Origin of the sequence: Hymenobacter miniatus (assembly GCF_016427455.1) — a bacterium.
Lineage (GTDB): Bacteria > Bacteroidota > Bacteroidia > Cytophagales > Hymenobacteraceae > Hymenobacter > Hymenobacter armeniacus.
Window position 1 is genome coordinate 564,508 of the sequence record NZ_JAELXR010000001.1, and the last position, 25,949, is coordinate 590,456.

Here is a 25,949-nt window from a genome sequence, read left to right on the forward strand (position 1 = left end):
TGTTGCAGCCTGTAAAGTTCGCAGGTAAACTTAACAGAAAGAAAAACAAGGCCAAGCGGCCGCGAAGATAGATAATTCCAACCCATGGGCGGGCCGGCCGTATCTTCGCGCCATGAATAAGCAGGTTTTGTTGGTGATTTTGGACGGGTGGGGCATTGCCCCGAACACGGCCGCATCGGCGGTGGATGCCGCTAATACGCCGTTCTATCACGCGCTGTTGCAGCGGTATCCGCACAGCACGTTGCAGGCATCGGGCGAGGCCGTGGGCCTGCCCGAGGGCCAGATGGGCAATTCCGAGGTGGGCCACATGAACATCGGGGCCGGCCGGGTGGTCGACCAGGAGCTGGTGCGCATCGGCAAGAGCATTCGGGAGCGCAAGCTAGGCCAGATGCCCGCGCTGGTGAAAGCCTTTGAGTACGCCACGGCCAATGACAAGCCCTTGCACCTCATCGGTTTGCTGAGCGACGGCGGCGTGCACTCGCACATCGACCACGTGAAGGCCCTGTGCACCATTGCCCACGAAGCCGGCGTGCGCCGCGTTTTCGTGCACGCCTTCACCGACGGCCGCGACACCGACCCCAAGAGCGGCGTGCGCTTCATCAACGACCTGGAGCAGCACAACGAGCGCAACGGCGCCAAAATCGCGTCGGTGGTGGGCCGCTACTACGCCATGGACCGCGACCGCCGCTGGGAGCGGGTGAAAGTGGCCTACGACCTGCTGGTGAACGGCGTGGGCACGCCCTCGCAAAACCTGATTCAGAGCGTGCAGGAGCAATACAAGGACGGCGTGACCGACGAGTTCCTGAAGCCCATCGTGAAAACCGGCGCCGACGGCCAGCCGCTGGCCACCATTCAGGAGGGCGACGTGGTGCTGTGCTTCAATTTCCGCACCGACCGGGGCCGCGAAATCACGGAAGTGCTGACGCAGCAGGACATGAATGCGTTTCAAATGCACCGGCTGAACCTGCACTACCTCACGCTCACCAACTACGACGACACCTTCCTGGGCGTCACGCCTATTTTCGAGAAGGACAACCTCAACAACACGCTGGGCGAGGTGCTGGCCGCCTACGGCAAAACCCAGATTCGCATTGCCGAGACGGAGAAGTACCCGCACGTGACGTTCTTCTTCTCCGGCGGCCGCGAGAACGAGTTTGTGGGCGAAAAGCGCATCCTGCGGCCCTCGCCCAAGGTGGCCACCTACGACCTGCAGCCCGAAATGAGCGCCGCCGACCTGCGCGACGCGCTAATACCGGAGCTGCAGGCCAAAGCTGCCGATTTTGTGGTGCTCAACTTTGCCAACCCCGACATGGTGGGCCACACCGGTGTGTTTGAAGCTGTAGTTAAAGCAGTGGAAACCACCGACCAGTGTGCGCAGGCCGTGGTAGAAACCGCCCTGGCCAATGGCTACGCCAGCATCATCATCGCCGACCACGGCAATGCCGAGTACATGCGCAACGCTGACGGCTCGCCCAACACCGCGCACACCACCAACCTGGTGCCCTGCATTCTGGTCGACAACGACTACCGCGGCACCCTGGCCGATGGCAAGCTCGGCGACCTGGCGCCCACCATCCTAGAGCTGATGGGCGTGCCCAAGCCGCTGGAAATGACGGGCCAAAGCATCCTTCGTCCTGCCGCGCCGAATGCATAAGCGGGGCAAGGAATGGATTGGGGCGTTGCTATGGAGTAGCGCGGGCTTGCTCGTGGCGGCCTGCGGCGACGCCGGCCCGGCGGCGCCCGCGCCGCGGCGGCCCCTGTATTTCGACGTGAAAGGCCTGCTGACCCGGCAAGTAGAGCAGCTCGACCAGCGCCACGCCGCCGTGACCAAGCGCGTGAGCCTGCGCGGCGGCGCCGTCGAAACCGTGCGCGTGCCCGCCGTGAAATGGGCCGATGAGCTCCAGATTCTGTTTCAGGCCGACATCAACAAAGCCGCCCTGCGCGGGGCCTACTCCCTGGATTCGGTGGCGCTGCCCGGCGGCGCCCTGCGCCGCACCTACACCCGCCGCCCCGGTCAGCCCAATGCGCCGGTGGCTCTGCTCTCGGTGGTGCAGCAAGGAGCGGTGCCGCAGGAAGTTTCGGCCACCATCGAGCAGGACAACCCGCTTTTCTCGGCACAAAAGCAGCTGCGGTTCCAGCTACAAAACGGGCAGCTCAGTAGCTATGAAGTGCAGGGCACCCAGAAGTTGGTGCTGTTCGATACGCTGCGGTATTCGGCGGCCGGGCAGGTGCAGTAGCCTCGCGGGCCGCATGTGCGGGGGCTAGTCGTAGGCGCCCAAGCTGGTGGCTGGCTGGGAGCGGCGCAGGTTCAGAATATCGGTGGCGGGAGTGCTGACAGGAACTCGTTTTTTGGCCGGGGAAGTATCCTGCAGTCGGTAGTCGGGCTTGCTGCTGGTCAGGGACGTGCGCTTGAAAAGCGGGTCTTGTACGTTGACCAAATTGGCCAGGCCGGGAGCGCCCAGGCCCGGTTTATCGGGGGCATTCGTTGCGGCTTGGTAGTCGGTGGTTCGCAACAAGGTGTTGCGCACGTTGACGGTGTAGTTGGGGTCAGCATTGTTCTCCAGAAGCAATTCGTTGTCGTACGAACCCCACACTATGCTATTGGTCAGGTTGAGGACCAGCGGAAACTTCTGGATGTTGCCCTTGGCATCTTCTAAGGCGTTGGAAAAGCTAAGCGAAGCGGTTTCGCGTCGGAAGGCGGGGGTGTAGTTGGCGACGGTGCAGAAATTGAGATTGAATGTGCCGCCGTAGCCCAGCACGGCATACTCGCCGCAGTTGGTAAGCAGGCAATTGGTGGCCGTGATAGTGCTGAGCACGCCAATGATGCCGCCCGGCGGCAGGCCCGTGCCCACGTAGTTGGGGTTCGAGCCGGAGATGTTGCGCAGCACCACGTTTTCCAGCTGCAGGTCGGGCTGTGGGGTACGGTTTTCCACGTTTAGCAGCGACACGCCAAAGTTTGCGTTCTTGATTTCGGCAAACTTGATGACGTTGCCGCGGCTGGTCGAGGTAAAGAAAATGCCCCCCCATTGGCCGGGAACGTCATTGTAGAATGGCTCCAACCGGTCGCCCTGAAAGCGTACCGTGGCTTGTTTGGCGGCCGTGGTGTCGCCCGGCGCAAGAGCCGCCAACGCATTGATTTTCAGCGTGCCGTTTACCTGAATGGTCGCGCCCGCATGGCAATAGACTTTGGTGCCCGGCTCAATCTGGAGCGTAGAGCCCGCTTCCACGTACACGCCGATGACCACATCCGGATTCGGGGCCGTTTGCCGGTAAAGGGAGTTGATGATAACATGGGGCTTGTCGCTGCGCCAGATTTCCGTACGATTGCCCGTGATGGCAAGGGCCCGGTGGAAATACGCATTTTGCCCGTACGCCACCAGCTTCACTTTCTGGTCGTTGCCGTTGGTGCGGAAGCGCACCTCGTCTTCCACCAGAAACTTCTTGGCCACCGTGGCCTGCCCGTTGTCGCCCAGGGTGGCGCGCACTAACACCAGCAGGCTGTCGTTGCCCCGCACGGTGACGTTGTTCACCATCGGGCCCGCGTCGCCGTTGATAATCAGCGAGTAGGTGTTGCCCGCCAGGCCGGCCAGGCTCACATCGGTTTTCACCGCGCCGCCGTTGCGGTTGTACACCCACACGCGCTTGGTCACGGTTTTGATGGTGGTGAACACCGTGTCGAACAGCACCGTGTCGGCCCCCATTTCCAGGCTGCCCGAGGTCTGAATCAGGTCTTCCTTGGGCTCGCAGCCGGGCAGGAAGGTGAGCAGGCAACTCAGGATGAGAAACAGCGGGAAGAGGTAGCGCATAGAGGATAACAGGCTCGCGGGCCGGGGCGCCGAACAAACGATGAAACCAGAAAAAATTGCAAAAGCGCCGGCAAGTGCCGGCGCTTTTGTCTGGGGTGGACCTTCTTACTTGGTCACGCCTTCCTGCAGGCGCTCGGCGCTTTCGGCCAAGCGGAGCTGCTCCACGAAGTCGTCCACGTTGCCTTCCATCACGCTGGCCAGGTTGTACACCGTGTAGCCGATGCGGTGGTCCGTCACGCGGCCCTGCGGGTAGTTGTAGGTCCGGATTTTGTCCGAGCGGTCGCCGCCGCCAATCATGCTTTTGCGCACGGCGCCGTCGGCTTCGTTTTTCTTGGCCAGCTCCATCTCGTACACGCGGGAGCGCAGCACGGCCAGAGCTTTGTCGAAGTTCTTGAGCTGAGATTTCTGGTCCTGGCACTGGGCCACGAGGCCGGTGGGCAAGTGGGTGAGGCGCACGGCCGAGTAGGTCGTGTTTACCGACTGGCCGCCGGGGCCACTGGAGCAGAAGTAGTCCTTGCGGATGTCGCTCATGTTGAGCTCGATGTCGAATTCCTCGGCTTCCGGAATCACCACTACCGAGGCCACGCTGGTGTGAATGCGGCCCTGGGTTTCGGTGGCCGGCACGCGCTGCACGCGGTGCACGCCGCTCTCAAACTTGAGCTTGCCGTACACGTCTTCGCCGCGCACGCCCACGATGATTTCCTTGTAGCCGCCGGCGGTGCCTTCCATGGCGTCAATGAGTTCCATTTTCCAGCCCTGCTTTTCGGCGAAGCGCATGTACATGCGCTGCAGGTCGCCGGCAAAAATGGCGGCTTCGTCGCCGCCCGCGCCGGCCCGGATTTCCATGATGACGTCCTTGGAGTCGTTGGGGTCTTTGGGCAGCAGCAGGTCCTTGATGACTTCTTCGAGGCGCTCCTGCTCGGGCTGCAGCTCGTCGAGCTCGGCCTTGGCCATCTCGCGGAAGTCCTGGTCCTTCTCGGTGGCGATGACTTCGCGGGCGTTTTCGATGTTGCTGAGCACCTGCTGGTAATTGCGGTATTCGGCCACAATCTTGCCCAGTTCCTTGTATTCCTTGTTCAGGGCCTTATAGCGCTTCAGGTCCGACATCACGTCGGGCTGCATCAATTCCTCGTTGACGTTTTCGTATCGTTGATTGATGGCTTCTAATTTATCCAGCATCGGGCGTTCGGTATTTAGTCAGTAGTTTGCAAAGATACTGAATCTAAACACCGCTATGTAGGCCGGACGTTCATTCAGCATCATAACCCAACCGCCGCCCGTCGGCCTGAGTGTATGCACGTGTTGAAATTCGGAGGCACGTCGGTGGCCTCCGCCGAGAATATCCGCAAGTCGCTGGCCATCGTGGCCAAAGCGGCCGAACAAGGTCCGGTGGTGATGGTGGTGTCGGCCCTGGGCGGCACGACTGATGGCGTAATTGGGGCCGGGCGGGCCGCCGAACAAGCCAACGAGGGCTTTCGCGAGGCCCTGCAGCAGCTAGAGGAGCGGCACGTAACTGCGGCCCACGACCTGCTGGGGGCCGATGCCCAGCACTCCGCCATTGCCCACATCCAGGCCCAGTTCGACGAGCTGAAGCAGCTGTGCGACGGCATTTACGCCCTCGGCGAACTGTCGAACCGCACCCTCGACCGGCTCATGAGCTACGGCGAGCTGCTGTCGTCGCAGCTCATCGCCACTGCCGCCCAAGCGTACGGCCTCGACGTGGTGTGGGCCGATGCCCGGCAGCTGATTCGGACCAATTCGCGCTTCGGCATGGCCGAGGTGGACATGGGCACGACCGAAAAGCAGGTGGCCGAATTTCGCGGTAATCATTCGGCCAACGTGTGGGTCGTGCCCGGCTTCATCGCCGCCGACGCCCACGGCGCCGCCACCACGCTCGGCCGCGGCGGCTCCGACTACACCGCCGCCCTGCTGGCCGCGGCCCTCGACGCCGAAAAGCTGGAAATCTGGACCGATGTGAGCGGCATGATGACCGCCGACCCGCGCCTCGTGCGCGGCGCCCGGCCCATTGCCCGCATCAGCTACCAGGAAGCCATGGAGCTGTCGCACTTCGGCGCCAAGGTGCTCTACCCGCCCACCATTCAGCCGGTGATGCAGCGCGGCATTCCGCTCTGGATAAAAAACACCTTCGCGCCCGACGACTACGGTACCCTGGTGGAAGTGGAGCCGCCGCGCACGCCGGCCGTGGTGCAGGGCATCTCCAGCATCGGCAACCTCACGCTGCTGAACCTGGAGGGCAGCGGCATGGTGGGCATTCCAGGCTTTTCGATGCGGCTGTTTGCGGCCCTAGCCCGCGAGCGCATCAACGTGGTGCTCATCACGCAAAGCTCGTCGGAGCATTCTATTTGCGTGGGGGTAAATGCGCAGGATGCAGGTTTGGCCAAAATAGCTGTGGACGAAGAGTTTGCCACGGAAATTGCGGCCGGCCGCATCGAGCCCCTGCGGCCCGAAACCGACTTGGCCATTGTGGCGCTGGTAGGGGAAAACATGAAGGACCACCCCGGCATCAGCGGCAAGCTGTTTGGCGCGCTGGGGCAGAACGGGGTGAATATTCGGGCCATTGCGCAGGGTGCTTCGGAGAAGAATATTTCGACGGTGATTCGGGCGCAGGACGTGCGCAAGGCCATCAACGTACTGCACGAAGCCTTTTTTGAAGCCACCAAGAAGCAGGTGAACCTCTTCATTCTCGGCCCCGGCAATGTGGGCAGCAAGCTACTGGAGCAGCTGGCCCGCCAGCAGCCTCATTTGCTCGAAAAAATGGGCCTGCAGGTGCGCGTGGTGGCCATTGCCAACAGCCGCCATTGCCTGGTGGACGAGAATGGCCTCGACCTGACCGCCTGGCCCGCCGAGCTGGCCCAGGCGCCGGCCCAGACGCTTAACGAGTTCAAGGAGCTCATCATCGGCCGCAACCTGCGCAACTCCATCTTCGTGGACGTGACGGCCAACCCCGCAGCGGCCGGCATCTACGCGGCTTTGCTGGAGAAGAGCGTGGCCATTGTGGCGTGCAACAAGGTGGCCGCGTCGTCGGAGTACGCCCATTATGCCCGCCTGAAGAGCTTGTCGAAGGAGTTCAACGCCAGCTATTTGTTTGAAACCAACGTGGGCGCCGCCCTGCCCGTCATCGGCACGCTCAACGACCTCACGCGCAGTGGCGACGTGGTGCGGCGCATGGAAGCGGTGCTCTCGGGCACGCTCAACTTCGTGTTCAACCACTACGACGGCACGCGGCCCTTTGCCGAAGTGGTGCGCCAGGCCCAGGCCGAAGGCTACACCGAGCCCGACCCGCGCCTCGACCTGAGCGGCACCGACGTGGCCCGCAAAATCCTGATTCTGGCCCGCGAAGCCGGCCAGGAAATGGAAATGAGCGACATCGAAATCAACGGTTTCCTGCCGCCGGCCTGCCTCGAAGGCGACGTGGAAGCCTTCTATGCCCAGATGGCCGCGCACGAAGCCCATTTCCGCGCCCTCTATGACGAAGCCGCGGCCGCCGGCAAGCGCCTGAAATTTGTGGCGCGCTACGCCGATGGCCGCGCCAGCGTGGGCCTGCAAACCGTGGCGCCCGGCCACGACCTCTACGACCTGCGCGGCAAAGACAACGTGGTGCTGTTCTACACCGACCGCTACGTGGACCAGCCGCTGGTGGTGAAGGGCGCCGGGGCCGGGGCGGAAGTCACGGCATCCGGCGTGTTTGCCGACATTATCCGGGCCGCGCGGCTTTAAAATCAGTGAACAGTTAACCGTGAGCAGTGAACAAGCAATGGCTCATGGTTAACTGCTCACGGTTAACTGTTCACTAAAACTCATGCCTGATTCCGTTCTCGTTCATTCCCCCGCCACCCTTTCCAACCTCGGCTGCGGCTTCGATGTACTCGGCCTCGCCCTCGAAGCGCCCTACGATGCGGTGCGCGTCACGCGCAGCGCCACGCCCGGGGTGCGCCTTCGGCACCTCGACCCCTACCTCCTGCCCACCAACCCGGCGCACAACGTGGCCGGCGTGGCCCTGCTGGCCCTGCTGAAAGCCGCGCCCGACGCCGTGGGCTTCGACGTGGAAATCACCAAGGGCATCAAGCCGGGCAGTGGCGTGGGCAGCAGCGCGGCCAGTGCGGTGGGCGCCGTGGTGGGGGCCAATGCCTTGCTCGGCAATCGTTTCAGTAAAATGGAGCTGGTCGATTTTGCCATGGAAGGGGAGGCCGTGGCCTCCGGCGCGCGCCACGCCGACAACATCGCGCCGGCCGTGTTCGGTGGCTTCACGGTGGTGCGGGCCGTGACGCCGGCCATCGACATCGTGGCCCTGGCCGCGCCGCCGCTGTGGGTGGCCGTGGTGCACCCCCAGATTGAAGTGAAAACCAGCGACTCGCGCAAGGTGCTGCCCGCCGATGTGCCCCTGAAGCTGGCCACGCGGCAGTGGGCCAACGTGGCGGGGTTGGTGGCCGGCTTTCTGACGGCGGATTATGCCCTGATAGGCCGCTCGCTCGACGACTACATTGTGGAGCCGGCGCGGCTGCCGCTCATTCCCGGCCTGGCCGAGGCGCGGCGGCGCGCCCTGGCCGCCGGGGCCATTGGCGGGGGCATATCGGGCTCGGGGCCGTCCATTTTCATGCTGAACAAAACCGAAGCAACGGCGCAAGCGGTGGGTACGGCCATGGGTGAGGTATTCACCGAACTTGGGATTGAATTCCACGTCTATGTAGGGCCGGTGGCCACTGAGGGCGCGCGGGTGGTTTCAGCATAAGCCTTGATTGATGAAGTACTACAGCCTCCGCCACCAGTCGCCGCGGGTTGACTTTCGCACGGCCACCGTGACCGGGCAGGCCCCCGACGGCGGCCTGTATTTCCCCGAAACCATTCCGAGGTTCCTGCCCGGCTTCCTGCGCGAGCTGCGCACCCTGAGCAAGGCCACGGTGGCCCTGAACGTGATGCAGCCCTACGTGGGCGACACCATTCCGGCGGCCGATTTACAGCGCATCTGCGCCGAAGCGGTGGATTTTGCGTTTCCGCTGGTGCCGGTGAGCGAGGGCGTGGCGGCTCTGGAGCTGTTTCATGGGCCCACGCTGGCGTTTAAGGACGTGGGGGCGCGGTTTATGAGCCGCTGCCTGGGCTACTTCGCGCAGCGCGGCGACACCCCGCCCGTGACGGTGCTGGTGGCCACGTCCGGCGACACCGGCGGGGCCGTGGCCAGCGGCTTTCTGGGCGTGCCGGGCGTGGAAGTCGTCATCCTCTACCCCTCGGGCAAGGTGAGCCCGGTGCAGGAGCAGCAGCTCACCACGCTGGGCCAGAACATCACGGCGCTGGAAGTGCAGGGCACCTTCGACGACTGCCAGTCGCTGGTGAAACAGGCGTTTCAGGACGCGGAGCTGGCCAAAAAGCGGTTTCTCACGTCGGCCAACAGCATCAACGTGGCGCGGTGGCTGCCGCAGCAGCTGTACTATTGCTTTGCCGCGCAGCAGTGGCCGGAGGGCGTCGCGCCGCCGGTGCTGGCGGTGCCGAGCGGCAACTTTGGCAATCTCTGCGCCGGGCTGCTGGCGCGGGCATCGGGGCTGCCGCTGGGGCATTTCATCGCGGCCTGCAACGCCAACGAGCCCGTGCCGGCCTACCTGCGCACGGGCACCTTTGCGCCGCGGGCGGCCATCCCCACGTTTTCCAACGCCATGGACGTGGGCAACCCCAGCAACTTTGCCCGCATTCTGGAGCTGTTCGACAACGACTTGGGCAAGATGCGGGCCGCCCTAGGCGCCGACACGGTGAGCGACGACGAGACCGTGGCCGCCATTCGGCAGGTGTGGAACGAAAAAGGGTATTTGCTCGACCCGCACGGCGCCGTGGCCTACGTGGCGCTGCGCCGCTACCAAGCCGAGCATGCCGGAGCCGCGGGCATGATTCTGGCCACGGCGCACCCCGTGAAGTTTCCCGCCGTGGTAGAGCCTATTCTGGGCCACGCCATCCGGCTGCCCGACGTGGTGCAGGCCCTGCAGGGCCGCGCCAAACGAAGCGTGCCCCTGGCGGTTGACTACGAAGAACTGAAAGCTTTTTTGTCTTAGGAATGAGCCGTTGGGCTTGGCCCTCACCGAACATGCTACACTCAACTCGAAATAGCGTACTCACTTTTTTGTCAAGGGCTCGCCTCGGAGCCGTGCTCATGCTGGCCGCCCTCGGGGCCTGCCGCCCCGACCAGGTCGAACACCTCAAGGAAAGCAAGCGCATCGGCATCGAAACCGCGAATTGGGAGGTGAAGCGCATCATGCCCAAGGAGTTGCTGAAGTCGGCGCGCTGGGCCGGCGATTCCCTCACCGCCACCGCCGACACGCTGCTGCGCCAAACGCTGGCCCGCGAGCTGGCGGCGGGCGGCGTGGCCCGCGCTGCCGCCTTCTGCCGGCCCGAAACGTACCGTTTCGTCGACTCGCTGGCCAAAGTGCTCAAAGCCACCACCCGGCGCGTGAGTTCGCGCCCCCGCAACCCTGCCAACCTGGGCCAGCTGCGCCCCGAGGAACTGAGCCCCGACACTGCGCGCACGGTCCGGCGCGAGTCGCAGGAAGTATTCTTCTACCAGCGGCCCGTTGTGCTGAACAATTCGTTGTGCCTGCGCTGCCACGGCGAAGTAGGCAAGGACATGTCTAAAGCCGATTACGCCCTCATCCAGAAGCAGTTTCCGCAGGACCAGGCCACGGGCTACCGCCTGGGCCAGCCCATGGGCGCCTGGCAGCTCAGCCTGCGCCGCGACGGCGTGGCCGAGTTCTGGACCATGAAAACCCGCAAAAAATGGAAGGAGCACAAAATGCCCAAGTTGTTCTGAGCCCGGCTTAAGCGTCGGGGGCAGAGGCGGTATCTTAGCGGCTGTTACCTTGCTCCACAACCGTAGCTACCGCGTTTTTATGTTCGTTTTTCGTTTTGGCCTGCTTTGCGTAGCAGGCCAGCTGGCGGCTAGCCTGGCCCAGGCGCAGTCGTCCCCGGCGCGCTCGGCCGCCGATTTGGCCCAGCTAACCCAAGCCCCTGCCCCCACCGCGCCGCTGAGCACCTACGTGCGGGTGGTGCAAGGCGACAGCGTAAACCTGTTTTACACTCCCGACTACCGCATGGCGCAGCCCGCCTGCGCCGTGCTGCGCCGCCAAACCCGGCTCGACGGCAGTGGCTCATTCAATGGGCATTTCCGCGACGCGCGCTGGCCCAGCGACTCGGTGCAAATGACGGGACGCTACGTGCACGGCGAAAAGGACGGCTTATTCACGCTTTACCACGCCAATGGCCAGGCGCAGATGCAGGGCCAGTACCGCGCCAACCGTCGCGTGGGCGAATGGAAAGTATGGTATCCGTCCGGACGGCTAGCCGAAGTGTTGAGCTACGAGCCCAACAACCCGGCGCCTACTGTGCACCAAGCCTGGGACGTGGCCGGCCAGCAGCAGGTAATTAACGGCGCGGGCATCTGGCACCGCGACCTGGGCGAGGGCAATGAGTTTAGCGGGCCCGTTGCCGGCGGCCGCCCGTTGGGCGTCTGGAAGCTAAGCCCCAACAAGAACGGCCGTATGGCCAACTGGATGATTACGGAAACCTACGGCCCCGATGGCACGGTGAAAGCCGGCATGGAGCGCACCGCCGCCGGGCAGACGGACCGCTACCACGGCGCCTCGCGGGTACAATTCTGGGCGATGGCGGCATTTGAGGCCGCCGAACGATTTCAACTACAGCCTCCCTGCCAGCCCCGGGTGGTGGCCGTGAACACCTTGTTCAAGCCGGCTTTTTACCGCGGCGGTGCCTCGGCGTACTGGGAACTGTTGTGGTCGCGCCTGCGGCCCCTCATCGAAGACACACGGCGCAACGGCGTGAGCCCGCTGACCGAGTACCGGGGCGTGCTGTCGTTCCGGGTACGTCTTGATGCCCACGGCAACTGGCAGAACGAACCCAGCCAGCCGGAGGGCACCAACCTGGAAGCGGCGCGGCAGCTACTCAACCTCATGCGCAACCTGCCGCGCTGGGAACCGGCTCACCTCGACGGCGTGCCCGTAGAAAGCACGGCCACCGTAGAATACACGGCCGGGCTTGACCGATATTCCCTGATGATACGGCCGGGGCAGGGGGCCGGGCAGGCCCCGCCGCCGGTGCGCCCGTAGGTTTTCAACTTTATTTTGCTGTTGGAGGTTGAAGGAAAAATGGCTGATTCTGCTAAACCAGTTGTGATAATAGGCGCCGGCATGGCCGGCCTCTCGTGCGCCACCTGGCTGCACCGCGCCGGCCGCCCGGCGCTGGTGCTCGAGGCCAGCGACGCCGTGGGCGGCCGCGTCCGCACCGACCTCACGCCCGAGGGCTTCCGGCTCGACCGCGGCTTTCAGGTGCTGCAAACCAACTACCCCGAAGCCCGGCGCCTGTTCGACTACGGTGCGCTGAAGCTGCGGGCGTTTCGGTCGGGCGCCGTCATCCGAATGCCCGATGGCCAGGAAACTACCCTCGAGAACCCGTTGCAGCGGCCCTTGGCGGCGTTTTCGGCGCTGGCCTCGCCCATCGGCACGCTGCCCGACAAGCTGCGCATTCTCAGCCTGGTGCGGCACGTGCTGAAGCACACGCCGGAGGAGCTGTTGGCCCGCCCGGCCACCGACACGCTCACGTTTCTGCAGCGCTACGGCTGGAGCGAGCAGATGATAAACTCGTTCTTCAAGCCGTTTTTCGGCGGTGTTTTTTTGGACCGAGAACTCACCACGGCCAGCAATTTCTTTGAGTTCGTGTTTCAGCAGTTCGCGACGGGCGAAGCCGCCGTGCCGGCCCTCGGCATGCAGCAGCTCCCCGAGCAGCTGGCGGCCCGCCTGCCCGCCGGCACGGTGCAGCTCAACGCACCCGTGGCGGCCATTGTCGACGGCTCACAGGTGCGGCTAAGTTCAGGCAAGGTCGTGGAAGCTAGCGCAGTCGTGCTGGCCACCGACGGCCTAACGACCCTGCGTTTGCTGGCGGGCCGCAGCGGTAACCCTGCCGATGCCGTCAGCACCGAAGCGGCCAGCTTCCCCACGGCAGCGCGCATCACCACCTGCACGTATTTTGCCACTCTCGGCGGCCACTCGCCGGGCCGCAACGACAAGCTGCTGCGCCTCAATGCTTCCTCCCACGCCCTCGCGCACAACGTGGCCTTTCCGGCCGACGTGAGCGGCGACTACGCCCCGGCTGGCCGCTCGCTGATATCGGTGAGCACCCACGGCGAGCGCAGCCTGAGCGAGGCCGAGCTCACGGCCGGCGTGCGCGAGGAATTGGCCGCGTGGTTTGGCCCGGCGGCCCGGCAGTGGCAGCACCTGCGCAGCTACCGCATCGCGGCGGCGCTGCCGGTGTACCTGGCGGGCCAGCCCGTGCGCCAGCCCCTCAAGCTGGCCGAGCGCCTGTACCGGTGCGGCGACTGGGCCGCTTATCCGTCGCTCAACGCGGCCCTGGCCACGGGCCGGGAAGTGGCCGAGGCTATCATCAAATGGTAGAAACCACCTAACAAAAAAGGCGGCCCGTTTCGGGCCGCCTTTGGGAACGGTTTTAGGCATCAGCCCGTAGGCTATACGGCGGGGTTAGGCGTGGCCGGGCTTTCGTAGGCCGGAGCCAAGCCCTGTTCGCCTTCAATGGGAATACGGATTTTCTCATCGTCGGAAACGCGCAGGGTGAGCAGGCCGCCGATAATCATCAGCACACCACCTAGCACCACCACGTTCAGCGGGTCGAGCGAGGGAAATTGCTTCATGATGAAGGGCAAGCCCAATGAAGCACATACCTGCGGCGTCACGATAAAGGCATTGAACACGCCCATGTAGTGCCCCATCTTGTTGGCCGGAATGGCGCCCGCCAGCATGGCGTAGGGCACCGACAGAATGCTGGTCCAGGCGATGCCCACGCCAATCATTGAAACGTAAAGCATCCACGGCTCGGTGATGAAGGCAATCGACAACAGGCCCAGGCCACCGGCCGTGAGGCAAAGCATGTGGGTGAGCTTGCGGCTGAACTTACGGGCAATGACGGGCAGCAGCAGGCTGAAAGCGGCCGAAACGCCGTTGTACACCGCGAAAGCTTCGCCCACAAAGTTGGCGCCCTCGTTGAAGGCCGCCGATTTATTGTCGGTGGTGTGGTACAGGTGCTTGGTAACGGCCAGCGTGGTAAAAATCCACATGCAAAACAGTCCGAACCAAGTGAAAAACTGTACCGAGGCCAACTGCTTCATCACCTTAGGCATATGCGCGATGCCGGTGAAGGTTTCCTTGATGCCCTGCGCCAGCGTGACGCGGTTTTTCTCGCGCTCGAAGGCTGCCATGTCCTCCGGCGGGTACTCCGTGGTGGTGAAGATGGTGTAGAGCACGCACAAGAAAAATGCCGCCGCCCCGATGTAATAGGAGAACTTTACCGAATTGGGCACAATGCCGGCCGCTGCCTCATTGGCCACGCCAAAGTGGGTGAGGATGGTGGGCAGCAGCGAAGCCACCACGGCCCCCACACCAATAAAAAACGACTGCGTGGCGAACCCGGTGGTGTGTTGCTCGGCGGGCAGCATGTCGCCCACGAAGGCTCGGAATGGCTCCATCGAGATGTTGATGCTGGCGTCCATTATCCAAAGCATGCCGCCTGCAATCCAGAGCGTGGGCGAATTGGGCATGATGAGCATGGCGATAGAAGCCAGAATAGCCCCAATCAGGAAAAACGGCCGCCGCCGGCCCCAGCGTGGGCTCCAGGTGCGGTCGGAGAGGTAGCCGATGATGGGCTGTACGATGAGGCCGGTGAGCGGCGCGGCCACCCACAGAATTGGAATGTCGTCGGCGTTGGCGCCTAGGTTGGAGAAAATGCGGCTGGTGTTGGCATTCTGCAGCGCGAAGCCGAACTGAATGCCCATGAAGCCGAAGCTCATGTTCCAGATTTGCCAGAAGCTCAGGCGTGGCTTCTTACGGGTGCTTGTGGAGGCCGAGGGTGCAGCAGCTGATGCCATAAAACGGGGTGGGATGCGTCGAGAGAGAAGAAGGGCGGTCGCTAGGGGCCGGCACGGAGCCCAAACGTTATTCAGGTGCAATGATTCGCGTTACGAGAAGAATACCTTACCGCGGCTTTATCTCGAAAATGTACGCCGACAGCGGGGCCAGCGTCAGGTTCAGGCCGTTGCGGGGCTCGTCGGTGTCGAGCAGGTCGGTGTAGGTGTAGAATTTTTTGGTGCTCAGGCCCATGGTCGCCATGGCCTCGGCCGGGATGGTGATGGTGGGCCGGTAGGTTTTGTCGGCCGAGAAATTGACCACCACCAGCACCTGCTGGGTGGAGGTGTAGCGCAGGTAAGAATAGATGCGGCGCTGGTCGTACTCTTTGCCCAAGTTATTGGCGTCCTGCAGTTCGTAAAAGCGGCCTTTGCGCAAGGCCTCGCTCTGGCTGGTGACGGTGAGCAGGCGGGCGTAGAACTGGCGCAGGTCTTTCTGCTCGGGGCTGAGCTTGGCGCCGTCGAATTTGCCCTGGTTCATCCATTTCTGGTGCTCGGGCACGCCCCAGTAATCGAAGATGCTGGTGCGCCCGTCTTCGCTGCTGAAGCCTTCGGCGCCGTGGGCGGGCTCGCCCACCTCCTGGCCAAAGTAGAGCATCACCGGCCCGCTGGCCAGGGTGGCCGTCACGGTCATGGCCGGCACGGCGCGCTTGGGGTCGGTGGCAAAGTCCTTGGAGGCGATGCGCTGCTCGTCGTGGTTTTCCAAAAAGCGCAGCATTTTGGACGAGAAGCCGTTGCTTTCTTCTTTCCACACTTTGGTGATGTCCTCGGTGGTGCCGGTGCCGGTCATCAGCTTGCGCAGGCCGTCGTATAGCCCCACCTTGTCGTAGAGAAAGTCGAATTTGCCTTTGTCGAGGTAGGTTTTGTACTCCTTGGCGTTGTAGGCTTCGGCGATGAAGACGATGCCGGGCTTCGCCTTTTTCACTTCCGGAATTACCCAGGCCCAGAACTCCACGGGCACCATTTCGGCCATGTCGCAGCGGAAACCGTCCACGTTTTTGCCCGCCCAAAATACCAGGATGTCGCGCATCTTCTTCCAGGTGTCGGGCACGGGCGCGAAGTAGCCCTTGCGGCCGTTCTGGTAGTCCACGCCGTAGTTCAGCTTGATGGTCTCGAACCAGTCGTTCACGCTGGGCGTTGCCGAAAACACGTCGTTGCCGGTGGCGCGGGCGGGCGTTTCGGTGTATTTGCCGTCTTCACGCGGGCCTTTGCCGGGGCCCAGCGGGTTGTAGTCGGGCGGCACCACGAAGCTCTTGCCGGGCAGGTAATAAAAGTTGTTGTTCGGCGCGAAGGCCTTGGTTTTATCGTCCATCGCGCCCAGGTCCACCACGCCCTGGGGCTTGGCGTCCGACTTGTAGGAGCGGGCCACGTGGTTCGGGATGAAGTCCATGAGCACCTTCAGCCCGTGGTCGTGGGTGCGCTTGATGAGGGCTTCGTACTCGGGCATGCGGTTTTTCACCGTCACGGCCAGGTCGGGGGCCACGTCGTAGTAGTCCTTGATGGCGTAGGGCGAGCCCGCGCGGCCCTTCACCACGTCGGCGTCGTCGGCCGGAATGCCCTGCGAGGTGTAGTCCGTCATGGTGGCGTGCTCCAGCACGCCGGTGTACCACACGTGGCTCACGCCCAGCTTCTTGATTTCGTCGAGGGCCTTGTCGGTGATGTCGTTGAACTTGCCGCAGCCGTTCTCCGTGATGGTGCCGTAGGGCTTGTTCAGGGCCACTTTGTTGCCGAACAGCCGCGTCATCACCTGGTAGATGACGAGCTTGTTGTCCTGGGGGACTTCCGCGGTGGTGTTGGGGTCCTGGGCGGTGGGTTTTTTGGCCACGGGCGGGTTGGGCAAAGCGAATGCAGCCAGGGTGAGGAGGCTGCCAGCCAGCAACAGTTGTTTCATGATGCGGCAAGATAATAGGTCAGTGAACAGTTATCAGTGAGCAGTTATTAATCCGAGCGCGTTATTAACTGCTCACTGATAACTGTTCACTGCCAGGCTACCATTCCTGCGTCAGCGGATGCAGCATCAGCTCGTCGACCACCACGTGGGCGGGGGCCTCCAGCACGTAGCGCACGGCCTGGGCCACGTCGGCGGGGCGCAGGTGGGTTTTCTCGGCTTCTGGGCTGCCCGGTTTGGTGTCGTTGAAATAAGTGTCGACTAGGCCGGGGTAGATGGTGCTCACCTTCACGCCGTGGGGCCGCACCTCTTTGCGCAGGCTGGCCAGCACGGCATCTTGGGCAAACTTGCTGGCGCCGTAGGCCGTGCCGTGCGCGAAGCTGCGCCGGGCCACGTCGGAGGTGATGCCCACGATGTGGCCGCGCTTCTGCTGCTTGAAATGAGGCACGGCGGCTTTGCAGAGCAAAAACGTGCCCTTCACGTTGGTGTCAAAAATCCGGTCCCACTCGGCGGCTTCAAAGTGCTCTAATTCGTTGAAAGAACCCACCCCGGCGTTGCAGACGAGGATGTCGAGGCGGCCGTAGTGGCGCAGGGTTTCGGCCACCACGTGCTGGGCGTCTTCCTCGTCGGCAATGTCGGCCACGATGCACAGGCCCCGGGTTTTGTGGGTCAGGTCTTCGAGCTCCTGCTCGCTGCGGGCCACGGCCACCACTTTGGCACCCTGCAGGGCCAGGAGCAGCGCAATGGCTTTGCCGATGCCGCGGCTGGCGCCGGACACGATGGCTACTTGGTCGGTGAGGTCGGTCATGGGCGCAAGGGTTCGCGGGGGTAAGAAAAGGTTCGCCAGGTTTTCGTGCGGGCCAATTGAAGTTACAACGTCAGACTTTGCGAAACTTCTTTAGCCCTCACCGGGCCGTGCACTATTTCCGCAGTTCCAGCACCCAGGCCGTGTGCGCCGGCACGTTCAGCGTCTTCAGGTCGCTGATAGTCGCCCCGCTCACCACCTCCACCCCGGAAGAGAAACCATCCGTCCGCTCGGCGAAGCGTGTGCCGTCCACCTTCTTCGCGTCCTTGGTGTTGTTGGCGATAATCATCACGCACTCGCCGGCGTCGTTGTAGCGGAAATACGTGTACACGCCGTCCTGCGGGATGAATTGCATCAGCTTGCCGCTGCTCAGCACGGGGTGCGTTTTGCGGTAGTTGGCCAGCTTGCTCACGTAGTCGAAGGCCTCGCCCGCCTGCCCGGGCCGCGTCACAAAGTAGTTCAGCTTGTCGCCGGCCCAGCCGCCGGGGAAGTCTTCGCGCACCTTGCCGTCGGGGTTCGAGAAATTCTTCATCAGCACCTCGGTGCCGTAGTACAGCTGCGGGGTGCCGCGCAGCGTGAGCAGCCAGGCAATGCCCGTCTTGAACTTGTTGAAATCTTCGCCAATCACCGAATAGAAGCGGCTCATGTCGTGGTTGTCGAGGAAGGGCACGTTGCGGGTGGCGTCCACGTACAGCCAGTCGGCCTGCAGGGCGTGGTAGAGCTTGCTCAAGTCGCCGTTTTCAGTCTTGAGTGCGTCCGAAATCGCGAAGCTGATTTGAAAATCGAGCACGCCGGGCAAGTTGGACTTAAAGCCATTCACCGGCGGCAGGATGTTCTGGGCGTAGAACGCCTGCTCGGCCTCGGTGCCTTCCCAGGCTTCGCCAAACTGCGCCAGCTTGGGGTATTCGTCGCCAATGGCTTGGCCAAAGGCCATGAGGAACTGCGGGTCGGAATAGGGATAGGTGTCGATGCGGTAGCCGTCGATGCCCGTCGACTCCACCCACCACAGGAAGTTCTGAATCACATAGGTGGAAACCAGCGGGTTGCTCTGGTTCACGTCCGGCATCGTGGTATCGAACCAGCCGTCGTTGAACAGTTGGTAGTCGCGCTTGGAGCCGTGCGGGTCGTTGAGGGCGAAGGCATTGTAGTTGCTGCGCGTGAAGGTGGGAAACTGGTGGAACCAGTCGGCCGCCGGCTTGTTCAGAAACAAGTGGTGGTAGCTGCCCCAGTGGTTCAGCACAATGTCCTGCACCACTTTCAGCCCCTGCGCGTGCGCGTCCTTCACAAACTGCTGATACTCGGCGTTGGAGCCGTAGCGCGGGTCAATCTTGTAGCAGTCCGTCACGGCGTAGCCGTGGTAGCTGGCCTTGGGCATGTCGTTTTCGACGATGGGCGTGGGCCAGATGGCCGTGGCCCCCAGCTGCTTGAAATAGGCGAAGTGGTTGGCAATGCCCTTCAGGTCGCCGCCGTGGCGGGCGTACATCGAGTCGCGGGCCACGCGGGGGGCGCGGGTGCCCTTCACCACGTCGTTCTTCAGGTCGCCGTTGGCAAACCGGTCCGGCATCAGCATGTAGATGAAGTCGGCCTGCGTGAGGCCCTGCGTGCGTTGCGGGTCGGTGTTGCGGGCGCGCAGCTCGTAGCTGTAGTTCAGCGTTTTGGTCCCTTTGAAGGTGAGCTTGAGCTGGCCCGGCCGGGCTTCAGAGCTTACGTTTAGGTTGACCATCAGGTAGTTGGGGTTCTCCAGCTTTTGGGTGCCTTCCAGCGTCACGCCAGCATACGAAGCCAGGCTGGCGGCGCTGGCGCCCACGCCCGGCGCGTGCACCAGCAACTGTAGCTTGGGGTTTTTCATGCCCACCCACCAGTAGGTAGGGTCGATGCGAACGCCAGTCGGCGCTTTGGTGGCAGCGGCGGGCGGCGCCATCGTTTTGGCCAAAAGCGGGGAAGCGGCGGCCAGCGCGAATGCCGCAACCAGTAACAAATGAGGGACTTTCATGGGAGGCAGTGCGACCAGTGGAAACGTTTGCGCACCAAAAGTACGATTTTGGCGATATGAACCTCGCAGAAGAAGGGCGGTGGGCCAGGCAACGGCGCCCCCCAAACCGGCAGCGGGTGGGAGAGGTGGCTGGTTTGGCGGGCAGAAGAGGTGTCCGGCTTCCGGCCCCGATTTGGTATTTATCGAATGATTAGCAGATTGTTCCCAACTCGGCTTTGCCTGCCCTCGTTAGGAAATGTTGCCGGAGCCCGCCCGCCGGCTCGCTCCCGCGCAACTATTACCCCTTCCAAACCACCCCCGCACGCCCATGGCCGAAAACTCCAAACTAGCTGATGCCCTCAACGAGTTGACCCTGTTCGTCAACGACCGCATCGAAGGCTACAAAACCGCCGCCCACGAAACCAAAGACGCCCAGAACCAAGCCTACTACCAGCAGCTGGTGCAGCAAAGCGAACAGTTTGTGAGCGAGCTGAACGGGTTTGCCAAAGCCGCCGGCGGCGACGCCGAAAGCAGCACCACGCTCAAAGGCAAGTTCTACCGCGGCTTCATGGATGCCAAAGCCATTGTCACCAACCGCAGCGAGGCCAGCATTCTGGACTCTAACATCTACGGCGAAGAATGGGCCATTAAGGCCTACACCGAGGCGCTGGAATCGTCGGAGCTGGCCGGGGCCGCCCGCCAGGCCGTGGAGCGCCAGCACCAGACCTCGCAGGAAACCCTGCGCAAGCTGCAGCAGCTCAAAGGCGTGGCCAGCGTGGGCTAGGCGTTGGCCAGCAGCCAGGGCATTTGCGCTAAGTCAGTTGTGGCTTAAGAACGAGCTTCTTAAGCTCAGACAGCGTGCGTTTGCAGAGCAAGCTTAATATTGAGCTTCCACGTTATTTGTCGAAACGTTTGCACATTGCGGCTTCGTTTCGCTACGGCTTGGCTGGTAGCATTTTTACTTTTCACCCCGCATTTCTTCTAATGCCAGCCCCGGCTGGCACTGCGTTTTTCTATGGCTTTTACGTTCAAACCTTACGCGCCCGCCGCCAAATACAAGACGGCTGCGGCGTATTTCTCGATGGAGTTCGCCGTCGACCAGGCCCTGAAAACCTACTCCGGCGGCCTGGGCTTTCTGGCCGGCTCGCACATGCGCTCGGGCTTCGAGCTGAAGCAAAACCTGGTGGGTATCAGCATCTTGTGGAGCTTCGGTTACTACGACCAGGGCCGCGCCGAAGACCAGACCATGCGCGCCGAGTTCCGCCAGAAGCACTACTCGTTTCTGCAAGACACGGGCATCGTGTTTCCCCTCACCATTCACGGCGCCGACGTGCAGGTGAAGGCCCTGTACCTGGCCCCCGAGGTGTTCGGCACCGTGCCGATGTTCTTCCTCACCACCGACATTCCGGAGAACGACTACATCTCGCGCACCATCTCGCACCACCTCTACGACCCGGACGCCGCGGCCCGCGTGGCCCAGAGCATCCTGCTGGGCGTGGGCGGCGGCAAGCTGCTCGATGAGCTCGGCCGCAAAACCGACGTGTACCACCTCAACGAGGGCCACGGCCTGCCGCTGGCGTTCTACCTCTACGAAAAGCACGGCCGCGACCTGGCCGAAGTGCAGAAGCGCCTGGTGTTCACCACGCACACGCCCGAGCTGGCCGGCAACGAGGAGCGCCCCATGAAGCTGCTGACGGACATGACCTTCTTCGGCACCATGCCCGAGGAGGAAGTGCGCCGCGTGGCCCGCATCGGCGAGGGCGACGCCCTGAACTACACGCTCACGGCCCTGCGCTTTGCGCGCAAGGCCAACGCCGTGAGCAAGGTGCACGGCCGCGTGGCCAACGAAATGTGGGGCCATTACGAAGGCATTTGCCCCATCATCCCCATCACCAACAGCCAGAACGGCACCTACTGGCGCGACCCGCAACTGGCTGCCGCTCTCAAGGGCAAGAGCGACGCCGACTTGCTGGCCCGCAAGCAGGAGCTGAAAAAGGAGCTCTTCAAGATTGTGGCCGACCAGACCGGCAACGTGTTCGACCCCAGCGTCATCACCATCGTGTGGGCCCGCCGCTTTGCCGGCTACAAGCGCGCCGACCTCATTCTGCGCCATTTCGAGCGCTTCGTGGAGCTGGCCCGCAACACCCAGCGCCCCATCCAGATGATTTGGGCCGGCAAGCCCTACCCGAAGGATTTCGGTGCGGTGGCCTTGTTCAACGACATCATCAAGCGCACCGCCAGCCTGCCGAATTGCGCCGTGCTCACGGGCTACGAGCTGGGCCTGTCGGCGGCCCTCAAGAAGGGCTCCGACATCTGGCTGAACACGCCCCGCTTTCCGCGCGAGGCCAGCGGCACCAGCGGCATGACCGCCGCCATGAACGGCAGCGTGAACCTGAGCATTGCCGACGGCTGGATTCCGGAGTTCTGCCGCGACGGCGAAAACGGTTTCCTCATCGCCCACGCCGATGAAAACCTGCCCGAAAACGTGAAGGACGACCAGGAAGCCACCACCTTGCTCGACGTGCTCGAAAACACCGTGCTGCCGCTGTATTACGACCAGCCCAAAAACTTCCTGAAAGTGGTGAAAACCGCCATGAAGGACGTGGAGCCCGAGTTTGAGAGCGGCCGCATGGCCAAGGAGTACTACGAGCTGCTGTATAAAGCGTAAGCAAGCGGGACGGTTGGCCCACTAGAGGTCAGCTGTCATCCTGAACGCAGTGAAGGACCTTATCACGTCGGAACGATTGTCGTATAAACGACTCGTCCGGGCGTGGTAAGGTCCTTCACTGCGTTCAGGATGACAGCTATTTTCCTTTCCACTATTTCCCTTCCTCCCCATGTGTGGTCGCTACACCTTCATCGCCCCCGCCCCAACCGTTGAGCAGCGCTTCGACGCCACGTTCGCGGAGCCGGCGCCCACTACTTACAACGCCGCGCCCTCGCAGCGCCTGCCCGTCATCACCAACACCGCCCCCGGCCAGATTCAGCTGCTGAGCTGGGGCCTGGTGCCCGGCTGGAGCAAGGACCCCGCCGCCGGCCCCAAGCCCATCAACGCTCGCGCCGAAACGCTGGCCGAGAAGCCCTCGTTTCGGCAGCTGTTGGGCCGCAAGCGCTGCCTTGTGCTGGCCGACAGCTTCTTTGAGTGGCAGGCCACGCCGGCCGGTAAGGTGCCGCACCGCATCCTGCTGCGCGACGAGCAGCCCTTTGCCTTTGCCGGGCTCTGGGACGAGTGGGTGGACCGCGGCACCGGTGAGGTGCACCCCACGTTCACCATCATCACCACCGAGCCCAACGAGCTGATGGCCAATATTCACAACCGCATGCCGGTCATTCTGCCCACCCGCGCCGCCGAGCAGGCCTGGCTCGACGACGGCCTGGGCCTGGCCGCCCACCAGCAGCAGCTGCTGCCCTACGATGCATCGGCCATGCAGGAATACGTCATCAGCAAGCGCGTGAACTCGCCGGCCAACAACGACCCGGAGGTGCTGGCGGCCGCTTGAGCGACGGCTGCATGCGCCGTCTGTCGATGCGAGGCCTTAATTAGCAAAGCACTATCTTGGCCGCATGAACTGGCGCAACCCCTGGCTTTTACCGATTCTCATTCTCGTGCTGGCTTCGGCCCTGCAACTGGACCTGCCGTGGTGGAGCCTGGCCGTGGTGGCTTTTGTCGTCGGTCTGGCCATTGCGCCCAGTGGCAAGGCGGCGTTTTGGGCGGGCTTTGCGGGCTCAGCGCTCAGCTGGGTATTGCCCGCCGCTTGGCTGGCTTACCAGAACAACGGCCTGCTGGCTCACCGCGTGGCGCAGCTGCTGCCGCTGGGCGGCTCGGTGCCAGCTTTGGTGGCCGTGGCGGGCCTTGTTGCGGGCCTGGCGGGAGGGCTGGCCGCGCTGAGCGGCGCGTGGCTGCGGGAGGCATTCCGGCCGCGCTACTCAGTGCGGTAGATAGGTTTTTTGAACAGCGGCTACCGGGCGGTGTACCAAGCCAGTACTTCCAGCCCGGCAGCGTCGTTGTCGGCCTCCACTACTTCGTTGATGACGTACTGGATTTCATCTTCCGACCAGCCTTCGTCTTCGGCGGCGGGCACCCAGAGGTCGAGGGCGGCGTAGCGGTTGGTGTCGGGGGGCAGCGTCCAGCGGACTTTTTTGCGAATGTTCATCGTGAGCAATGTTTCGGAATAGGGGAGGATGGATGGCGCGGCCAGCTCAAGGGGCGCTGGCCGCCCGCACCACGGTCACGCGCACGGGCACCACGCCGGCCTCGATAATGTCGAGCTGCGCCGCCGCGCGCCGCGACACATCCACGATGTAGCCCTTGGTATGCGGCCCGCGGTCGGTCACCGTCACGTCGACGGAGCGGCCGTTGCGCGTGTTCGTAACCCGAATGACCGTGCCGAAGGGCAGCGTGTTGTGGGCCGCCGTCATCTGGCCCGGCCGGTAAATGGAGCCGCTGGCCGTGGCCCGGCCGTTGAACTTGTCGGCGTAGTAAGACCCAAGGCCCGATTGGGAAAACTTGCTGTAGTTGCCTTTGCTGTCGTTGCCGGCGTTGCGGCTGCTGCCGCACGACGACAGCAGGCCCAGCGCCAGGAGTAGCAGCAGCAATAGGCGGGTAGGCAGCGGGTTGGCTCTGGAGTGGAAGGTCATCAAAGCGGTGAAATGGCTGGCTGTTTGGGGCAAGATACCGGCCAACGACGAAATGGGCGGTCAAAGCCGCCTCCGTGCGCCCGGCCGCGGCCCGGTTTAGGGCCGGCGCGCCGGCCGGTTTTTGGAGGCCGGGGGCGGGGCCGTGGCGGTGGGGCGCGGAGCCGGCACCCGCAAGGCCTGCAGCTGCTCGAAGCTGCCCTGAAACACGTTGAAATCGACCACGCCGCGGATGCCGGGCACATAGGCCTCGTCGGAGTGCTGCCAGATTATCCACTTATTGCGGGGCATGGCGGGCTTTTCCACCTCGTAGTGCGCCAGCCAGAGCGGGTAGTTGTCGAAGTGCCCGGCCAGGTGGCGGCGGTAGAAGCTGTGGTTGGAGTAGAGAATGGGCCGCACGCCGTAGTGGGCCTCGATGAGGCGCAGCCAGCGGGCCACCTCGCGGCGCAGCACGGCCACGTCGTGAAAGTTAGACGCTTCCACGTCGAGCACGGGCGGCAGGTCGCCGGGGGCCAGGGGCACGGTGCGGGCAAACAGGTCGGCCTGCACCTGCCCGTCGCGGTTGGGCTGGAAGTAGTGGTAGGCGCCGCAGAGCACGCCGGCCTTGCGGGCTTCTTTCCAATTGCGGGCAAAGCGCTGGTCGCGCATTGTGGCGCCCTCGCTGGCTTTGATGAACGCAAACCGCACCTTGTTGCGCGCCACTTCGGGCCAGTCGATGCGGCCCTGGTAGGCCGACACGTCGATGCCGTGCACCGAATAGCCGGCCAGCAGCGGGGTTTTCTCGCGGCCCGTTAGGCCGTTTTGGGTGAAGGTGGCCCAGGCCCGGCGGGCGTAGCGGTTCACCTGCACTTGGTGGCGGCGGTAGTATATCGCGCTCAGCACCAAGGCCACCAGCAGGCCGGCCAGCAGTGGGCGGCGCCAGGCCCGGCGGGGGGCACGGGACGGGGCGGAAGGGGCGGCGCGACGGGTGGCGGACGAATGGGGCATGGGCGGTGCGGGTCAAAAATAACGCCCCGCCCGGCGGCATCGTGCCTTGGCCGCCGGCTTTTCGCCAACTTTGCGGTTCCAGCTTTCTGTCTTTGCTATGTCTTTCCTCCGCGCCGCCGACGCCCGCGACGAATCGGGCCACCTCATCAGCGAGCTGCACGGCGTCACGCTCGCCGCCATTCTGGAATACCTGGTGGCCGCCTACGGCTGGCCCGAGCTCGACGCGCGCCTGCGCATGAACTGCTTCGCCGACAACCCCAGCATCAAGTCCAGCCTCACGTTTCTGCGGCGCACGCCCTGGGCCCGCGCCAAGGTAGAAGCCCTGTACATCAAAGCCCGTTCGGCCGAAGTGCAGGGCCGCCCGCGCCCCTAACCGCCATGGCCGACGTAGCCCCCAAATCCTCGAAAGAGTCGTTGTTTATTGGCCTGCTGCTGTTCGTGGCCTTCGAAACGGCGGCCTTCTATGGCCTGCAGTACCTCACCTCGGGCCTGGGCGAATCGAACCAGATGCAGCCCGAAAACACCATTGTGAGCAACTGGCTGAAGACGATGGTGTTTTTTGTGCTGCACCTCGTGCTGGTCATCGCGGCCATGCTCGTGCTCAGCAACCGGCTGCCGCGGCACTACCGCGGGCAGGTGATGGGCTGGTTCTACCTGGCCCTGCTCATGAGCTTCGTGCTGCTGGTGCCGCTGTTTGGGTAGGCCCCAAAAAACAAAACCACCGCTGTGGGCGGTGGCTCAATGTGAAACCCAAGAGACTCAATACGTGGCCGGTCGGTCCCGGCGTTATCGATGGACTGCGGTGCCGGTCGGTCCCGGCGTTATAGGTAGTTAATCAACAGCAGTTCAGTGAATTTAATTCGGGCAAAGGCCCG

The 25,949-nt window shown here is 63.4% G+C and carries 23 protein-coding genes; 14 read left to right on the top strand and 9 right to left on the bottom strand.

What is annotated here, in order from left to right; genetic code table 11:
• Positions 1 to 112 precede the first annotated feature (112 nt).
• Together gpmI and JAO73_RS02445 are read left to right on the top strand one after the other, a co-directional pair.
• Complete coding sequence (gene gpmI / locus JAO73_RS02440) at positions 113 to 1,654, top strand: 2,3-bisphosphoglycerate-independent phosphoglycerate mutase (protein WP_198975565.1); 1,542 nt, start codon at positions 113 to 115, stop codon at positions 1,652 to 1,654.
• Positions 1,647 to 2,237 carry a hypothetical protein gene (locus JAO73_RS02445; protein WP_198975566.1) on the top strand — a complete coding sequence of 197 codons (591 nt, stop codon included), beginning with the start codon at positions 1,647 to 1,649 and terminating at the stop codon, positions 2,235 to 2,237. The genes gpmI and JAO73_RS02445 overlap by 8 nt, the downstream gene beginning before the upstream one ends.
• 24 nt (positions 2,238 to 2,261) lie before the next feature.
• Here JAO73_RS02445 and JAO73_RS02450 read toward each other — a convergent pair whose 3' ends face one another.
• Complete coding sequence (locus JAO73_RS02450) at positions 2,262 to 3,806, bottom strand: hypothetical protein (RefSeq protein WP_198975567.1); 1,545 nt, start codon at positions 3,804 to 3,806, stop codon at positions 2,262 to 2,264.
• 105 nt (positions 3,807 to 3,911) lie between these two features.
• Positions 3,912 to 4,985, bottom strand: coding sequence for a peptide chain release factor 1 (gene prfA, locus JAO73_RS02455; RefSeq protein ID WP_198975568.1), 1,074 nt, complete (start codon positions 4,983 to 4,985; stop codon positions 3,912 to 3,914).
• Positions 4,986 to 5,099: 114 nt separating this feature from the next.
• Here prfA and thrA point away from each other — a divergent pair, with 114 nt between their 5' ends.
• From thrA to JAO73_RS02485, 6 genes are all read left to right on the top strand, one after another.
• Positions 5,100 to 7,544: a bifunctional aspartate kinase/homoserine dehydrogenase I gene (gene thrA, locus JAO73_RS02460; protein ID WP_198975569.1), complete on the top strand. Its 2,445-nt coding sequence runs from the start codon at positions 5,100 to 5,102 to the stop codon at positions 7,542 to 7,544.
• 82 nt (positions 7,545 to 7,626) lie between these two features.
• Positions 7,627 to 8,556, top strand: a complete 930-nt coding sequence (locus JAO73_RS02465) for a homoserine kinase (RefSeq protein WP_198975570.1) — start codon at positions 7,627 to 7,629, stop codon at positions 8,554 to 8,556.
• Between the two features lie 10 nt (positions 8,557 to 8,566).
• Complete coding sequence (gene thrC, locus JAO73_RS02470; protein ID WP_198975571.1) at positions 8,567 to 9,862, top strand: threonine synthase; 1,296 nt, start codon at positions 8,567 to 8,569, stop codon at positions 9,860 to 9,862.
• Between the two features lie 68 nt (positions 9,863 to 9,930).
• Positions 9,931 to 10,614 (top strand): c-type heme family protein, encoded by a 684-nt coding sequence (locus tag JAO73_RS02475; protein WP_198975572.1) that lies wholly within the window; start codon positions 9,931 to 9,933, stop codon positions 10,612 to 10,614.
• Positions 10,615 to 10,693: 79 nt separating this feature from the next.
• Positions 10,694 to 11,926 (top strand): toxin-antitoxin system YwqK family antitoxin, encoded by a 1,233-nt coding sequence (locus JAO73_RS02480; RefSeq protein ID WP_198975573.1) that lies wholly within the window; start codon positions 10,694 to 10,696, stop codon positions 11,924 to 11,926.
• 39 nt (positions 11,927 to 11,965) lie between these two features.
• Positions 11,966 to 13,267: a protoporphyrinogen/coproporphyrinogen oxidase gene (locus tag JAO73_RS02485; protein ID WP_198975574.1), complete on the top strand. Its 1,302-nt coding sequence runs from the start codon at positions 11,966 to 11,968 to the stop codon at positions 13,265 to 13,267.
• 71 nt (positions 13,268 to 13,338) lie between these two features.
• On the opposite strand, the gene JAO73_RS02490 is transcribed toward JAO73_RS02485, so the two are convergent.
• From JAO73_RS02490 to JAO73_RS02505, 4 genes are all read right to left on the bottom strand, one after another.
• Positions 13,339 to 14,751 (bottom strand): MFS transporter, encoded by a 1,413-nt coding sequence (locus JAO73_RS02490; RefSeq protein WP_198975575.1) that lies wholly within the window; start codon positions 14,749 to 14,751, stop codon positions 13,339 to 13,341.
• A 106-nt stretch (positions 14,752 to 14,857) separates the two neighbouring features.
• Complete coding sequence (locus JAO73_RS02495; protein ID WP_198975576.1) at positions 14,858 to 16,678, bottom strand: alpha-amylase family glycosyl hydrolase; 1,821 nt, start codon at positions 16,676 to 16,678, stop codon at positions 14,858 to 14,860.
• 97 nt (positions 16,679 to 16,775) lie between these two features.
• Positions 16,776 to 17,483: an SDR family oxidoreductase gene (locus JAO73_RS02500; protein WP_198975577.1), complete on the bottom strand. Its 708-nt coding sequence runs from the start codon at positions 17,481 to 17,483 to the stop codon at positions 16,776 to 16,778.
• Positions 17,484 to 17,595: 112 nt separating this feature from the next.
• Positions 17,596 to 19,473, bottom strand: coding sequence for an alpha-amylase family glycosyl hydrolase (locus tag JAO73_RS02505; RefSeq protein WP_198975578.1), 1,878 nt, complete (start codon positions 19,471 to 19,473; stop codon positions 17,596 to 17,598).
• 307 nt (positions 19,474 to 19,780) lie between these two features.
• On the opposite strand from JAO73_RS02505, the gene JAO73_RS02510 reads away from it, so the two are divergent.
• The 4 genes from JAO73_RS02510 (at position 19,781) to JAO73_RS02525 (ending at position 23,391) form a co-directional block, all read left to right on the top strand.
• Complete coding sequence (locus tag JAO73_RS02510; RefSeq protein WP_198975579.1) at positions 19,781 to 20,236, top strand: PA2169 family four-helix-bundle protein; 456 nt, start codon at positions 19,781 to 19,783, stop codon at positions 20,234 to 20,236.
• A gap of 231 nt (positions 20,237 to 20,467) precedes the next feature.
• Positions 20,468 to 22,120, top strand: a complete 1,653-nt coding sequence (gene glgP / locus JAO73_RS02515) for an alpha-glucan family phosphorylase (RefSeq protein WP_198975580.1) — start codon at positions 20,468 to 20,470, stop codon at positions 22,118 to 22,120.
• A gap of 169 nt (positions 22,121 to 22,289) precedes the next feature.
• On the top strand, positions 22,290 to 22,952 hold the full coding sequence (locus JAO73_RS02520) for an SOS response-associated peptidase (RefSeq protein ID WP_198975581.1): 663 nt from the start codon (positions 22,290 to 22,292) through the stop codon (positions 22,950 to 22,952).
• A gap of 64 nt (positions 22,953 to 23,016) precedes the next feature.
• The gene (locus JAO73_RS02525) at positions 23,017 to 23,391 is read left to right on the top strand and encodes a hypothetical protein (RefSeq protein WP_198975582.1); all 375 of its coding nucleotides are present in this window, start codon (positions 23,017 to 23,019) and stop codon (positions 23,389 to 23,391) included.
• Positions 23,392 to 23,411: 20 nt separating this feature from the next.
• Here the strand turns inward: JAO73_RS02525 and JAO73_RS02530 are convergent, their stop codons facing one another.
• The 3 genes from JAO73_RS02530 to JAO73_RS02540 form a co-directional block, all read right to left on the bottom strand.
• The gene (locus JAO73_RS02530; RefSeq protein ID WP_190926858.1) at positions 23,412 to 23,606 is read right to left on the bottom strand and encodes a hypothetical protein; all 195 of its coding nucleotides are present in this window, start codon (positions 23,604 to 23,606) and stop codon (positions 23,412 to 23,414) included.
• Positions 23,607 to 23,652: 46 nt separating this feature from the next.
• On the bottom strand, positions 23,653 to 24,090 hold the full coding sequence (locus JAO73_RS02535) for a septal ring lytic transglycosylase RlpA family protein (protein WP_198975583.1): 438 nt from the start codon (positions 24,088 to 24,090) through the stop codon (positions 23,653 to 23,655).
• Between the two features lie 96 nt (positions 24,091 to 24,186).
• Positions 24,187 to 25,074, bottom strand: coding sequence for a glycoside hydrolase family 25 protein (locus JAO73_RS02540; protein WP_198975584.1), 888 nt, complete (start codon positions 25,072 to 25,074; stop codon positions 24,187 to 24,189).
• 97 nt (positions 25,075 to 25,171) lie between these two features.
• Here JAO73_RS02540 and JAO73_RS02545 point away from each other — a divergent pair, with 97 nt between their 5' ends.
• Entirely contained in the window at positions 25,172 to 25,447 is a 276-nt protein-coding gene (locus tag JAO73_RS02545) for a VF530 family protein (RefSeq protein ID WP_190926863.1), read from the top strand.
• A gap of 5 nt (positions 25,448 to 25,452) precedes the next feature.
• Positions 25,453 to 25,776: a hypothetical protein gene (locus tag JAO73_RS02550; protein WP_190926865.1), complete on the top strand. Its 324-nt coding sequence runs from the start codon at positions 25,453 to 25,455 to the stop codon at positions 25,774 to 25,776.
• Positions 25,777 to 25,949 lie beyond the last annotated feature (173 nt).

Bases quoted from the DNA above. Each gene is read 5' to 3' on its own strand.
- gpmI (WP_198975565.1), top strand. From the start codon at position 113: ATGAATAAGCAGGTTTTGTTGGTGATTTTGGACGGGTGGGGCATTGCC.
- JAO73_RS02445 (WP_198975566.1), top strand. From the start codon at position 1,647: ATGCATAAGCGGGGCAAGGAATGGATTGGGGCGTTGCTATGGAGTAGC.
- JAO73_RS02450 (WP_198975567.1), bottom strand. From the start codon at position 3,806: ATGCGCTACCTCTTCCCGCTGTTTCTCATCCTGAGTTGCCTGCTCACC.
- prfA (WP_198975568.1), bottom strand. From the start codon at position 4,985: ATGCTGGATAAATTAGAAGCCATCAATCAACGATACGAAAACGTCAAC.
- thrA (WP_198975569.1), top strand. From the start codon at position 5,100: ATGCACGTGTTGAAATTCGGAGGCACGTCGGTGGCCTCCGCCGAGAAT.
- JAO73_RS02465 (WP_198975570.1), top strand. From the start codon at position 7,627: ATGCCTGATTCCGTTCTCGTTCATTCCCCCGCCACCCTTTCCAACCTC.
- thrC (WP_198975571.1), top strand. From the start codon at position 8,567: ATGAAGTACTACAGCCTCCGCCACCAGTCGCCGCGGGTTGACTTTCGC.
- JAO73_RS02480 (WP_198975573.1), top strand. From the start codon at position 10,694: ATGTTCGTTTTTCGTTTTGGCCTGCTTTGCGTAGCAGGCCAGCTGGCG.
- JAO73_RS02485 (WP_198975574.1), top strand. From the start codon at position 11,966: ATGGCTGATTCTGCTAAACCAGTTGTGATAATAGGCGCCGGCATGGCC.
- JAO73_RS02490 (WP_198975575.1), bottom strand. From the start codon at position 14,751: ATGGCATCAGCTGCTGCACCCTCGGCCTCCACAAGCACCCGTAAGAAG.
- JAO73_RS02495 (WP_198975576.1), bottom strand. From the start codon at position 16,678: ATGAAACAACTGTTGCTGGCTGGCAGCCTCCTCACCCTGGCTGCATTC.
- JAO73_RS02500 (WP_198975577.1), bottom strand. From the start codon at position 17,483: ATGACCGACCTCACCGACCAAGTAGCCATCGTGTCCGGCGCCAGCCGC.
- JAO73_RS02505 (WP_198975578.1), bottom strand. From the start codon at position 19,473: ATGAAAGTCCCTCATTTGTTACTGGTTGCGGCATTCGCGCTGGCCGCC.
- JAO73_RS02510 (WP_198975579.1), top strand. From the start codon at position 19,781: ATGGCCGAAAACTCCAAACTAGCTGATGCCCTCAACGAGTTGACCCTG.
- glgP (WP_198975580.1), top strand. From the start codon at position 20,468: ATGGCTTTTACGTTCAAACCTTACGCGCCCGCCGCCAAATACAAGACG.
- JAO73_RS02520 (WP_198975581.1), top strand. From the start codon at position 22,290: ATGTGTGGTCGCTACACCTTCATCGCCCCCGCCCCAACCGTTGAGCAG.
- JAO73_RS02525 (WP_198975582.1), top strand. From the start codon at position 23,017: ATGAACTGGCGCAACCCCTGGCTTTTACCGATTCTCATTCTCGTGCTG.
- JAO73_RS02530 (WP_190926858.1), bottom strand. From the start codon at position 23,606: ATGAACATTCGCAAAAAAGTCCGCTGGACGCTGCCCCCCGACACCAAC.
- JAO73_RS02535 (WP_198975583.1), bottom strand. From the start codon at position 24,090: ATGACCTTCCACTCCAGAGCCAACCCGCTGCCTACCCGCCTATTGCTG.
- JAO73_RS02540 (WP_198975584.1), bottom strand. From the start codon at position 25,074: ATGCCCCATTCGTCCGCCACCCGTCGCGCCGCCCCTTCCGCCCCGTCC.
- JAO73_RS02545 (WP_190926863.1), top strand. From the start codon at position 25,172: ATGTCTTTCCTCCGCGCCGCCGACGCCCGCGACGAATCGGGCCACCTC.
- JAO73_RS02550 (WP_190926865.1), top strand. From the start codon at position 25,453: ATGGCCGACGTAGCCCCCAAATCCTCGAAAGAGTCGTTGTTTATTGGC.